Origin of the sequence: Streptomyces viridosporus T7A (genome assembly GCF_008704515.1) — a bacterium.
Lineage (GTDB): Bacteria > Actinomycetota > Actinomycetes > Streptomycetales > Streptomycetaceae > Streptomyces > Streptomyces viridosporus.
Genome location: NZ_CP023700.1, coordinates 3,430,821 through 3,443,346 on the forward strand (window position 1 = coordinate 3,430,821; position 12,526 = coordinate 3,443,346).

General features: G+C 73.6%; 10 protein-coding genes. All 10 read right to left on the bottom strand.

Going from position 1 to position 12,526, the window contains the following annotated elements; all coding sequences use genetic code 11:
- Positions 1–34: 34 nt before the first annotated feature.
- Positions 35–799 carry an anti-sigma factor family protein gene (locus tag CP969_RS15910; protein WP_016826036.1) on the bottom strand — a complete coding sequence of 255 codons (765 nt, stop codon included), beginning with the start codon at positions 797–799 and terminating at the stop codon, positions 35–37.
- 74 nt (positions 800–873) lie between these two features.
- Positions 874–1,455 (bottom strand): sigma-70 family RNA polymerase sigma factor, encoded by a 582-nt coding sequence (locus CP969_RS15915; RefSeq protein WP_004987439.1) that lies wholly within the window; start codon positions 1,453–1,455, stop codon positions 874–876.
- A gap of 393 nt (positions 1,456–1,848) precedes the next feature.
- Positions 1,849–2,460, bottom strand: a complete 612-nt coding sequence (locus CP969_RS15920) for a CGNR zinc finger domain-containing protein (protein WP_016826035.1) — start codon at positions 2,458–2,460, stop codon at positions 1,849–1,851.
- A 153-nt stretch (positions 2,461–2,613) separates the two neighbouring features.
- Complete coding sequence (locus tag CP969_RS15925) at positions 2,614–3,765, bottom strand: uroporphyrinogen-III synthase (protein ID WP_016826034.1); 1,152 nt, start codon at positions 3,763–3,765, stop codon at positions 2,614–2,616.
- Positions 3,766–3,882: 117 nt separating this feature from the next.
- Entirely contained in the window at positions 3,883–5,280 is a 1,398-nt protein-coding gene (locus CP969_RS15930) for a nitrate/nitrite transporter (RefSeq protein ID WP_016826033.1), read from the bottom strand.
- Positions 5,281–5,464: 184 nt separating this feature from the next.
- Positions 5,465–6,334, bottom strand: a complete 870-nt coding sequence (locus CP969_RS15935; RefSeq protein ID WP_016826032.1) for a hypothetical protein — start codon at positions 6,332–6,334, stop codon at positions 5,465–5,467.
- A 109-nt stretch (positions 6,335–6,443) separates the two neighbouring features.
- Positions 6,444–7,880, bottom strand: coding sequence for an acyltransferase family protein (locus CP969_RS15940; RefSeq protein WP_016826031.1), 1,437 nt, complete (start codon positions 7,878–7,880; stop codon positions 6,444–6,446).
- Positions 7,877–10,075 carry a bifunctional polysaccharide deacetylase/glycosyltransferase family 2 protein gene (locus tag CP969_RS15945; protein ID WP_016826030.1) on the bottom strand — a complete coding sequence of 733 codons (2,199 nt, stop codon included), beginning with the start codon at positions 10,073–10,075 and terminating at the stop codon, positions 7,877–7,879. Before CP969_RS15945 ends, CP969_RS15940 begins: the two co-directional genes overlap by 4 nt.
- Entirely contained in the window at positions 10,075–11,277 is a 1,203-nt protein-coding gene (locus CP969_RS15950) for a hypothetical protein (RefSeq protein WP_016826029.1), read from the bottom strand. Before CP969_RS15950 ends, CP969_RS15945 begins: the two co-directional genes overlap by 1 nt.
- Before the next feature lie 220 nt (positions 11,278–11,497).
- Positions 11,498–12,466, bottom strand: a complete 969-nt coding sequence (locus tag CP969_RS15955; protein ID WP_004987405.1) for a LysR family transcriptional regulator — start codon at positions 12,464–12,466, stop codon at positions 11,498–11,500.
- Positions 12,467–12,526: the final 60 nt, after the last annotated feature.

The window sequence follows — 12,526 nt, forward strand, 5'->3', positions numbered from 1 at the left end:
GCCGTCAACCGTACGCGAAGGGGGCCCCGGGAGGCTACGCGTCCACTTCGACCAGCAGCTTGCCGTCGAAGGTCATCACCTGGAAGTGGTCGATCTCGTTCGGGTCGAACGAGGAGCCGCCCTGGACGTACAGCGGCTGCCTGGCCTTCTCCGTCTTGGCGTCCGGCAGGCCGTAGCCCGACTCCGGGACGGACCAGGAGGTGACGGTCTCCCGCTCGCCGTTCTTGCCGACGGCGATCAGCGCGCACCTCTGCGCACCCGTGACGTTCTTCAGCTCCAGGACCGTCTCGGTGCCCCAGAGCTTCTCCTCCACCGCCACGGTCGCGGAGACCTTGGTGCCGGGGTCGGTGGCCGAGACCTTGTCGGAGGCCTTGTCGAAGGCGTCCTTGACCGGGTCTGCCGCGAGCGTCCGGTTGGTGCCGCCACCGCCGCCACCGCCACCGCCGTCCCCGCCGGTGGTCGCCACGGCCACGAACGGTCCGCTGACGATCAGCGCGCCCGCCGCGGCCACCATGTAGAAGTTGCGGCGGCGCTTCCTCGCGCGGCGCTCGGCGACCTCGTCGACCAGCTTCTCCACCACGCGCGGGTTCGGCTTGGCCGACAGCGACTCGCCGATGGCGGGCGTCCCGGCGCCGGGCAGGTCCGCGAGCGCGGCCAGCATCGGCTCCATGCCCGCGAGTTCGTCGAGCTGCTGGGCGCACCACTCGCAGCTCGCGAGGTGCGCCTCGAACGCGGTGGCCTCGGCATCGTCGAGGATGCCCAGGGCGTAGGCACCGACGGTCTCGTGCTCATTCGGCACCGGTGATCCCTGCATGGCCCCAGACATACCCGCGCCACCCGTGCCGAATCCCTGATTTCCCCCGTACACACCCATCACGCCGTCACCCCCCGCTCCTCCAGTGCCAGCTTCATCGAACGCAGGGCGTAGAACACCCTGGAGCGGACGGTACCGCTGGGTATACCGAGCGTCTCCGCCGCCTCATTGACCGTACGCCCCTTGAAGTACGTCTCGACGAGCACCTCCCGGTGAGCAGGGGTCAGGTCGTCGAGTGCGTCCGACAGCGTCATCAGCCACAGCGCCTTGTCGATCTCGTCCTCCGCGGGGATGACCTCCAGCGGCGACGGATCGACCTCCTGCGGCCGGGCCTGCCGGCTGCGGTGGCCGTCGATGACGATGCGTCGGGCGACCGTCACCAGCCAGGGGCGTACCGAACCGGTCGCCCGATTGAGCTGACCGGCGTTCTTCCAGGCACGGATGAGCGTTTCCTGCACGACGTCCTCGGCGCGCTGCCGGTCTCCGGCGACCAGCCGCAGGACGTAGGCCAGCAAGGGGCCGGCGTGCTCTCGGTACAGCGCACGCATCAGCTCCTCATCGGGTTCCGAGGATGGGGGCATGCGATGTCGGGCCCTCGATGCACGTTCATTGGCCACGACGGAATCCTTGCGCACGCCCACCTCCGATGTCCGGGGGATCCCCCAGCCGGTCGCTCCACCACCGGTACGGACGCGAGGTGGTGGGTGTTCAAAGGGAGGCGGCAGTTTTCTGCGGGACGGCGCGCGGACCGGGACATGGAGCCACATTCCCCGCACTTCTCCTTCACTTTTCCGACACGCCGAAGGAGCGGGCGCGCTTTCCACGGAACGGGGGCGGCGAACGGGGCGTGACCGATGTCACTTCACTCGCTCGACGAGGCGTGCGGCACAGAAGTCGCATCGGGGGCGAAGGCGTTGGGCCCGGATGCCTCAAGTGCGGGCGCCCCAGGCCCGGGTGTCTCGGGCTCAGACGTCTCAGGCCCGGGTGTCTCAGGCGCGGGTGTCTCAGGCCCAGGTGTCTCAGGCGCGGGTGTCTCAGGCGCGGGTGAGGGCGGCGCGGCGGCGGTGGCGGGCCACCCGTTCGCGGTTCCCGCAGACCTCGCTGGAGCACCAGCGCCTCCTGCGGCCCCGGGAGGTGTCGAGGTACACGATCGGGCAGTTGTCGCCCTCGCACTGCCGCAGACCCGCGCGCGCCACCGGATCGGTGAGCAGGTCCACGGCGTCCCGCGCGACCGCCGCGAGCAGCGCGGCGCGGCCGGGCGGGCCGTCGAGACGGCGCACCAGCAGGCCGTCGTCACCGGGCACCGCGCACGGGGCCGGGGGCGCCACCCGGGCGAGGTCGTTGACCCGCGCGAGCGCGAGGTCGTACGAGGGGGTGCCGGGAGCCGCACCGGACGGCCGTCCCACCCGGCCGCGCACCAACAGGGCGATGCACCCGCGCAGTTCGCGGAAGGCCACCGGCCACGAGGGGTCGGCGTGGACCAGCGAGGTGCCCGGCGGGACGAGTCCCGAGCCGGTGATCCAGGCGCGCAGCACCTCGACGGAGTCGAGCCGTTCCACGGGATGCGTGGTCGCGAGCAGGTCCAGGCAGACCCGCCCGGTGTCGAACCGCAGCTCGTGGGGCGCCGTGGCCGTACCCAGTGCCATGTGCCTGTCACCGCCTAGGGTTCCGCCCCGGTCGGGTGGGGACCGGTGCGACGCGAGGGAGGGACCGGGACATCCCCTCCCTACAGTGCCTGCCCGCTCCCGCACCCGTAACCCCTCGCACGGCGCCCTCGTCCGCCGGGCCGGTCACCCCGCTCAGGCGTCCGCGTACTTCGACTCCGCCCGGGGGTCCAGGGCGAGCCGGTAACCGCGCTTGACGACCGTCTGGATCAGCCCGGGAGCGCCGAGGGCGCCGCGCAGGCGGGCCATGGCGGTCTCCACCGCGTGCTCGTCGCGGCCCGCTCCCGGCAGGGCGCGCAGCAGGTCCGCGCGGGCGACGACCCAGCCGGGCCGCCGGGCCAGCGCCCGCAGCAGGGACATCCCGGCCGGCGGTACGGGCCTGAGCTCGTCGTCCACCAGGACCGCGTGCCCGCGGATCTCCACCCGGTGCCCGGCGACGGGCAGCACGCGGGCCCGGGCGGGCAGTTCCCGGCAGAGCACCTGGACGAGGGGGCCGAGCCGGAAGCGTTCGGGCTGGACGGTGTCGACGCCGTGGCCCTGCAGCGGCAGCGCGGTGACCGGGCCGACGCAGGCGGGCAGGACGTCGTGGCCGAGGGCGGCGACCAGGTCGTCGAGCAGGCCGCGCTCCCCGGCCCGGGACAGCAGGGACGCGGCGGCGGGCGCGCTGGTGAAGGTGACCGCGTCCAGGGTCCGGGAGACCGTGGCGTCCAGCAGCCGGTCGACGGGGCCGAGGTCCTCCGGCGGCAGCCACCGGTAGACCGGCACCCCCACCACCTCCGCTCCCCCGGCCCGCAGCGACTCCACGAACCCGGGCAGCGGCTCGCCGTGGAGCTGCACGGCGATGCGCAGACCGTCGACGCCCTCCGCGAGCAGGCGGTCGAGCACCTCGGCCAGGGACTCCGACGCCGGCGACCACTCCTCGGCCAGTCCGGCGGCCCGGATCGCGCCCTTCACCTTGGGGCCGCGCGCCAGGATCCGCACCCCGCCCAGCCTCGCCAGCAGGCGCTCGCCCAGCCCCCAGCCGTCGGCGGCCTCCACCCAGCCCCGGAAGCCGATGGCGGTGGTGGCGACCGCGATGTCCGGGGCCCGCTCGATGATCTCCTCGGTGGCGGCCAGCAGCTCGCCGTCGTCGGCCAGCGGCACGATCCGCAGGGCCGGGGCGTGCAGCACGGCGGCTCCGCGCCGCTCGAGCAGCGCGCCCAGCTCGTCGGCCCGGCGCGCCGCGGTCACCCCCACGGTGAACCCCGCGAGGGGCCCGTGGTCCGGTCGCTGTCGTTCGTCGTCCATGGCTCTCGTCCCGCTCGGGTCGGCGTCCTGCGTGAAGGGCGGCTCCGCCCCCACGCCGAGCGAGCCTGCCAACGATCCGTGACGGGCCCGGTTCGGCTTCGTGTCACCAGTGTTACGTCACACCTCGGCGTGGCCGAGCCGCGGCTCCCCCTCCGCCGCGACGCCCGCGGCGGCCGGCCGGGCCGCCGGGCGGCGAAGGTATACGGCCCAGGTGACCGCGGAGCAGACCGCGTAGCAGGCGAGGAAGGCGACGAACGCGCCGGTGCCGGAGCCGTGGGAGAGGAAGGACTGGCGGAAGGCCAGGTTGATGCCGACCCCGCCGAGCGCGCCCACCGCGCCGATCAGCCCCATGGCCGCCCCGGACAGCCGGCGTCCGTGCGCGGCGGCCTCCTCGCCGTGCAGCCCCCGGGCCAGGGCCTCGGCCTGGAAGATGCCGGGGATCATCTTGTACGTCGAGCCGTTGCCGACGCCGGTCAGCACGAACAGCACCACGAAGGCGGCGGTGAACAGCGCCGGCGACTCCCGCAGGGAGGCGGCGACCAGCACGGCGGTCGCCGCGCCCATGGCGAGGAAGGTCCCCAGGGTGATCCGCGCGCCGCCGTACCGGTCGGCGAGCCGCCCGCCCACCGGGCGGACCAGGGAGCCCAGCAGCGGGCCGAGGAAGGTGACGTACGCGGCCTGCAGCGGGGTGCGGCCGAACTGGCTCTGCAGCACCTGCCCGAAGGCGAAGCTGTAGCCGATGAAGGAGCCGAAGGTGCCGACGTAGAGGAAGGACATGACCCAGGTGTGCGCCTCCCGCACGGCGTCCCTGGCGGCACCGGTGTCGTTGCGCACCGGGGCGAGGTTGTCCATGTACCGCGCGGCCAGCACGGCGGCGGCGACGATCAGCGGGACGTAGAGGCCGAGCAGCACCCGCGGCCCGCCGCCCGCCCCGATGACCGCGAGGGCGGCGAGCTGGATCACGGGCACCCCGATGTTGCCGCCGCCGGCGTTCAGGCCGAGCGCCCACCCCTTCTTCCGCAGCGGGAAGAAGGCGTTGATGTTGGTCATGGAGGAGGCGAAGTTGCCGCCGCCGATACCGGCCAGCAGGCCGACCAGCAGGAAGGTGGGGAAGGAGGTCCCCGGCTCCATCACCGCGAACGCGGCGACGGTGGGCACGAGCAGCAGCCCGGCGGAGACGACCGTCCAGTTCCGTCCGCCGAAGACCGCGACGGCGAAGGTGTACGGGACGCGGACCACGGCACCGACCAGCGTGACCACGGACGTCAGCAGGAACTTGTCGGCCGGGGTGAGCCCGTACTCCGGTCCCATGAAGAGCACCAGCACGGACCACATCGTCCACACCGAGAAGCCGATGTGCTCGGACAGCACGGAGAAGAGGAGGTTGCGGCGGGCGACCTTCTCCCCGGTCGCGTTCCAGAAGGCCTCGTCCTCCGGATCCCAGTGCCGGATCCAGCGGCCGCCCCCGCTCGGGGGTGCGGGGTCCGGGCTGAGCCGGGCCCGGGGAGCTGTCATGACGCCTCCACTGTTCTCCGGGGTGCGGGCGGTGCCGCGAGGGGCTGGCCCCGAAGGTAGGGAGGAAGCGTTTCCGGTCCGTGGTCCCCGGTGACCGGTGGGGAACGTTGCTCTCACCGCCGGCGGGGGCGGGGTGAGAGGTCTCCGGCACCGGCGGGGCACGGTGCCGTGAGGCGCGGCGGCGTCAGCGCTGCCGCGGGGGCTGCCAGTAGGGGTTCTGCTGCGGGTACGGCGGCTGCGGCTGGGCGTGGGGACCGCCGGGCGCCGGGGCCGGGGGCTGCTGCGGGGCGCCGTACGGGGTGGGCGCGGGCGGGGTGCCGTGGGCGGCGGGGGGCTGCTGGGCGTAGGGGCCCGGAGCCGGCTGGGCGTACGGGCCCGGAGCCGGCTGGGCGTACGGCGTCGGGGCCGTGCCCGGGGCGCCGTACGGGTCGCCGCCGAAGGGGTTGCCGTGTCCCGGTGTCCATCCGCCCGGCGGCAGGTAGCGCACCCGGCCCGTCTCGTCCGTCGTCGGGGCGAACCCGGCCGCCCGGAGACGGGCGGCGAACTTGGCGTTGCGCCTGCGGGTGACGACGAGGCCGATGCCGAAGACGGCCATGAGGAGCAGCCAGATGATGCCCGCCACGACGAAGTGGGAGGGCTCGCCCCCGGCCCGGTAGGCCAGGACCACGCAGCCGACGGAGACACCGAGGGCGCCGTAGCCCATCCGCTTCTCGGCGCTCTTGCCGGTGAGGTCGAAGTTGATGCGGGCCTTGAGCAGTTCGACGGCGTCCGGCACGAGCGGCGGCAGCGACACCCCGTCGCCGGCGTTCGGGTACTGCGCCCAGTTCTGCGCGGCCCGGGCCCGCGCCTGCGGGCCGGGGTCGGGCACGATCAGCATCCTGAGCGCGCCGTTCTGCCCGCCGCCCTGGCGCACGTCGGCGTACTCGTACCCGAACTGCTGGGCGATGAAGGCGAGTCGGGCGAGCTTCTTCACGGACGCCATCGGGCTGGTGAGCTCCACCGGTTCCCCGCTCGCCATCAACCGCAGCATCTTCCGCGTCTGCCGCTTGCTCATCGGTGTCCCCCCTGGCCGTCCTGTTGGCTTCCGCAGCACGAGCAGTTTTTCACGGGGCACGCCGACGCGGCGGTGCGGCCGGGGGCCGCACCGGCGGCGGCCCCCGGCGTCAGCCCCGGCGCGCCGCTCCGGTCCCGCTCCGCCGGCCGGCGGAGCGCTTCGCCCCGTTCGGCCACAGACGGGGCTTCCGCTTCGCCGCGAGGTCCTCGACCCAGCCGACCGCGAGGACCGCCAGGCCGATGAGCGGCCAGACGAAGGCGAACATCCAGAGCGTGTACGTGCTGCTGAGGGCCTCCACCCCGCGCTCGCTCTGCATGAACGGAATCCGGTACAGCAGGTCGACGAGCGGGACCGTCAGCATGATCAGCAGGTTGTGCCACAGGTAGATGGTGACCGCCCGGTTGTTGGAGAGGGTCACCAGCCTGTCCCACTTCGCCAGGCGTCCCGGGAGTTCCCGCCACGACGGGGAGTACTGGAGCAGGATCACCACGAAGCCGAACGACCAGGTGGCCTGGGCCAGCGGGATGTCGTTGAGGTTCCAGCCGTCGGCGGCGGGGTGGTTCGAGGCCCACCACAGGCCGAAGGCCATCACCAGGGACGCGCAGGAGACGGAGAGGTACCGCGGGACCTGCTTCAGCATCCCTTCCTGGTGGGCGAAGCCCAGCACCCAGCAGCTTCCGTAGACCGCGAAGTCGGTGACGGCGTTGCCCGTCTCGCCGGGGATGGTCACCAGGCCCGTGCCGACGATCGCCGTCAGGCCCAGCGGGGCGAGCAGCGTCGGCCAGGGGGCCCGGCGGAACAGCCGGAGCAGCAGCGGGGAGGCGAGGACGAACCACAGGTAGGCGCGCAGGTACCACAGCGGTCCCGCCGCCTGGGTCGCCCAGGAACTCTCGAACGGGCCCAGGGCGCCGGCGTCCCACGGGTAGGGCGGGGCGCCGATCGGGACGAGGTAGTTGACCAGCTTGACCAGGCCCCAGACGCCCTGGCCCGGGTCCTTCGCCGGGTCCCAGCCGCTCGCGAACAGCAGCGTCAGCACGACCGCGGCGAACGCCCACAGCGGCGGCAGGAGACGGCGGACCCGGCTGCGGATCACGCTCGTCGCCGGACGCTTCAGCGAACGCGCCATCAGCGAGCCGGCCAGCGCGAACATCACGCCCATCGACGGGAACAGCACCGTCAGCCAGGCCCAGCCGAAGAGGTGGTAGACCACGACGCGGACCAGGGCGACGGAGCGCAGCAGGTCGAGGTACCGGTCGCGGCCCGGCTTCCCGGGTGCGGTCGGGGCGGCGGACGGATCCGGTGCGGGCTCGGTCGCGCGCTGCTGCGGGAGGACGTGGGGCGCGCCCGGGGTGCCGTGCGCGCTCCCCGGGTACGGCCCGCCCGGGGTTCCGTGCGCGTCCCCCGGGTACGGCCCGCCCGGGGTCCCGTGCGCGTCCCCCGGGTACGGCGCGCCCGGGGTTCCGGTCGCGTCCCCCGCGTACGGGGTTCCGTACGGGCCGGCCGGCTCCGGGCTCGTTCCCGTACCGGTGGTGTGTCCGTGGGTCATGCCACGGGCCTCCGATCGTCACTGCTCCGCGTGCGCTGGCGCGGCACCCCGTCGACGGGCGCCTCGACGACGCCGGTGCGCCGCAGCTTCTGCCAGCGCAGGCGGCCGCCGGTGAGGGCGGTGATCCAGGACTGGAGCAGCACGACGTACATGAGCTGGCGGTAGAGGATCTGCTGCAGCGGCAGCGAGATGAGGTGGGTCATGCGTTCGCGGTCGAGGTGGAAGGCGTAGGCCGCGCAGACCGCCTGGATGGCCAGGACGCCCAGCCACGCCACGATCGTCTTCTCGGTCGGGCCGAAGACGATGCCGTAGAGCAGGAAGACGTCGATCAGCGGGGCCAGCAGCGGGGCCAGGATCATGAACAGGGAGACGAAGGGCAGGCCCACGCGGCCGAAGCGGCCCGAGGGGCCCTTCTCGATCACGGCGCGGCGGTGCTTCCAGATGGCCTGCATGGTGCCGTACGACCAGCGGTAGCGCTGGGACCACAGCTGCTGGACCGTCTCCGGCGCCTCGGTCCAGGCGCGGGCGTTCTCGGCGTAGACCACGCGCCAGCCGGCGCGGTGCAGCGCCATGGTGACGTCGGTGTCCTCGGCGAGCGTGTCGTCGCTCATGCCGCCGATCGGCTCCAGCGCCGAGCGCCGGAAGGCGCCCACGGCGCCCGGGATGGTCGGCATGCAGCGCAGGATGTCGTACATGCGGCGGTCCAGGTTGAAGCCCATCACGTACTCGATGTGCTGCCAGGCGCCGATGAGGCTGTCCTTGTTGCCGACCTTCGCGTTGCCCGCCACGGCGCCGACCCTCGGGTCGCCGAAGGGCTGGACGAGTTCGCGGACGGTGGACGGTTCGAAGACCGTGTCGCCGTCCATCATGACCACGATGCCGTGGCGGGCGTTGGCCAGACCGCGGTTGAGCGCCGCCGGTTTGCCCGCGTTGAGCTGGCGGATCACCCGTACGTTGGGCAGGCCCATGGCCTCGACGATGCGGGCGGTGCCGTCGGTGGACCCGTCGTCGATGACGAGGACCTCGATCGGGTGGTCGGAGGCCATCAGCGACCGGACGGTGTTCTCGATGCACTTGGCCTCGTTGTACGCCGGGACCAGCACCGTCACCGGTTCGGTGACCGGCGGGCCCCAGCTGAAGTCCTTGCGGCGGACCCGGCGGGCGTGGGCGCCGGAGAGCAGGAGCATCAGCGCGAAGCGGCCGATGACCAGGGTGCCGATGACCGCCAGGCCCACCACCAGGACGCCGGTGATCTTCCCCGAGGCCTGGACCAGGAAGATCCACGCCTTGCCCTTCCACAGGTCGACGCCGGTGACCGCGCTGTGCGCGCTGGGCGAGCCCAGGGCCTCGGTGAGGTTGTCGAACTCGTAGCCCTGCTTCTTCAGGTCGGGCAGGAACCGGTCCAGCGCCGCGACGGTCTGGCTGCGGTCGCCGCCGGAGTCGTGCATCAGGACGATGGCGCCCTTGCCGTCCTCGGGCGTGGCACGGCGGATGATCTCGTCGACGCCGGGCCGCTTCCAGTCCTCGCTGTCGGTGTCGTTGACGACGGTGAGGTAGCCGCGGCTGCCGATGTACTGGGCGACCGGCCAGGTCTTGTTGTCCATGGCGGCGGCGTAGGAGGAGTACGGCGGGCGGAAGAGCGAGGTGCGGATGCCGGCCGCGCCGGTGATCGCGAGCTGGTTCTGCGACAGCTCCCAGTCGATGCGCTTGGTGGACTGAAGGGCGAGGTCGGGGTGGTTGAAGGTGTGCAGGCCGATCTCGTGGCCCTCGTCGACCATGCGCTTGACGAGGTCCGGGTAGCGGGAGGCCATGGTGCCGGTGACGAAGAAGACCGCGTGCGCGTCGTGCTCCTTCAGCACGTCCAGCACCTTCGGCGTCCAGACCGGGTCCGGACCGTCGTCGAAGGTGAGGACCAGACGGCGGTCGGGCACGCTCAGGCCCTCGGCGCGGCCGGCGCGGGCGTCGATGACCGGGCCGCCCTCGAGTATGTCCCTGGGCACCTGGTCGGTGGGGGCGGGCGGCTGGACGCGGTGGTCGGCGAGGATCTCGCTGTGCACGTATCCGCGCAGCATGAGCATCGCCGCCAGGACGACGAGGACGAGCAGCGGAAGCAGCAGCCGCAAGGGCACGCGGCGGCGCGGGGAACCGCCGCGGGCCGGACGTGCGGCCCTGCGGCGGGAGGTGCGGGATGCCATCAGAGGACGTTCTCCGGGGATGGTGCGGCATGGGCGACGGACGGCTCCGTGTGCCCGACGGACCCCTCGGCGGGAGCGCCGGCGAGGTTGTCGGTGTCACCGCCGTCGTCCGCGGGGGCGGTCGTCCCGGGAGTGGGACCGTCCGTCGTGGTCGGGTCGGGTACCGGCGTGGTCGGGGTCTCGGCCGGGGGCGCGGGGGTGTCGTCGCCGCCGGTGCCCGGTCTCGTGGTGTCCCTCCGGGTCGGCGTCGGTGTCGGACCGGAGGTCGTGCCCGGCTCGTCCGTGGTGCCGGTCGCGCCGGAAGTGCCGGACGCGGGGGCGGTGGCCCCGGGTTCGGGCAGTGCGGGGACGCCGGTGGTCGGCGTGTCGTCCGGGAGGGGGCTGGAGCCGGAGCCGGGGGTGCCGTCCGTCTCCTCGGGCCGCTGCGAGGTCTCGACCTGCCCCGCGGGGTGCTCCTGCTGACCGGGGACGGGCATCCAGGGGGCGTCGGAGTTGCCGGACAGCAGCGTGGCGACCATCACGACGGCGTACCCCGCGCAGGCGAGGCCGACGGCCAGGCCCATGCGGCGGTAGAGGCGGCTGCGGCGGCCGGACTCGTCGACGAACACGGGACCGGCGTCCTGCTCCCCGCCCGCCCGGCCCGGCGTCCGCTGCAGCAGACCGCCGTCCCCGAACTGCACGGCGTCGAGCTGGACCGTCACCTCGTGCGGGTCGTGGGTGGCCGCCTCGGGCTCGGCGGCCTCCTCCTGCCAGGGGTCGCGGGTGGGAGGGCGGACTCCCGGCGGGGAGGGGAGCCGGGTCGTCCCCGTGCCGGGGCCGCCGGCGCGGGGGACCCGCAGGGTCGTGGTGCGCTCGGTGTCCCACGGACCGCCCGCACGCTCACCGCCCGGGGCCGCTGCCTTCGTCCACCGCGCCCCCTCGGTCGGTTCCGTCCCGTCCGGGGCCGCGGGGACACCGGTGTCACCGGGCCGGGCGGCGGGGTCCGCACGGTGGGGGGCGCCGCTCAGGACCTGGGTCCTGTCGTTCCCGGCGGAGAAGAAATCGATGCGGGTCCCGCGGTCGTCGAGGGAGCCGTCGCCGGCTCCGGAAGCCGGAGTGGTGCCTCTCACGGCGGGGCCGGCCGTCTCGGGGAGGATCCGCGTGTCACCCCGGTCCCGGTGCTCGTCGTCCTCCGGGAACCCCTCGCTCGTGCCCGCGGCCACAGGCCGGTCCGGTTGAGCGTCTTCTCGCCATTTATCCACGCGCACGCACTACCCCCACGGGACGGTTGCGGGTGCGCACACGACCCGAGCACTCGCCGCCGGACCGGGCCCCCCACCCGTTCCGAGCGCCCCGTTTTACCACACCTTGCTCGGGCCACGAATGTAGCGCACGTGGAGGTCGTGTGTTTGCCGCACGTCCTTCCGAAGCGACGGTGAGACCTCACACAGCCGTCATCACGGCCGAGTCCCCGGCCGGAATCCATCCCCCCGCGGGCCGCTCCAACCAGCCCTCCTGCGCGGCGAGTACGGCCGCGGCACGCCGAAGTCCACCCAGTGCGGGATGGACCAGTCCTTTTCGCCACACCAGTGACACAGGCGACAGCGGAACCGGGTCGACGAGGGGGCGCAGCACGGTCGAGGGCAGCGGGGGGAAGTCCACCACGGCGAGGACTGGGTTGCCCGTCCTGGCGATGATCCGCTGGAACTCCTCGTCCCCGACGGCCAGCGGCGCGGGCGGCGCGAGCACGATGCCCCGGCCCTCGAACAGCAGGCGGGCGAGATCCGTCCACTCCGGTGTCCGCGGGTTCCCGGCCCCGGCGTACACCGTCTCGCCGGCCAGCGCGGCGAGCGGCACCTCGGGCAGGGGGGCCAGCCGGTGGTCCTCGGGCAGGACGATCGCCATCGGCTCGTAGCGCACGGGCTGCTGGTGGAGCCCGGCCCGCAGCGCCGGGGGGAGCCCCGCGAACCGCCCGAACGCCGCGTCGAGCCGCCCGGCGAGCACCTCCCCCGCGGCCCAGGTCAGCCCGCTCTCGTAGCGGGCCATCAGCTCGTGGCCGGGGGTGAGCTCGCGGGCCCGGTGCAGCACCCGGCGCGGGGTCTTCAGGCCCGGGGAGTTGAGGTCCACGAGCAGGGGGCGGGCCTGCCCGGCGGCGGCGAGCAGGTCGTCCTGCGCCTGGAGCGCCCGGCGCGCGTACGGCAGCAGCCGCTCGCCGTCGGCGGTGAGCGTCACCTGACGCGTGGTCCGCACGAACAGCTCGCAGCCCAGCTCCCGTTCCAGTCGCCGCACGTCCCGGCTGAGCGCCTGCTGGGCGACGTAGAGGCGGGTGGCGGCGCGGGTGAAGTGCAGTTCCTCGGCGACGGTGACGAAGGCGCGCAGGAGGCGGGGGTCGAGGTGGGCGGGTGCGGACACCCCGCGAACCTACAACACAGGTGCGTGAATCGGCGCCGGGAAGGTGTTGGACCGTCCGCG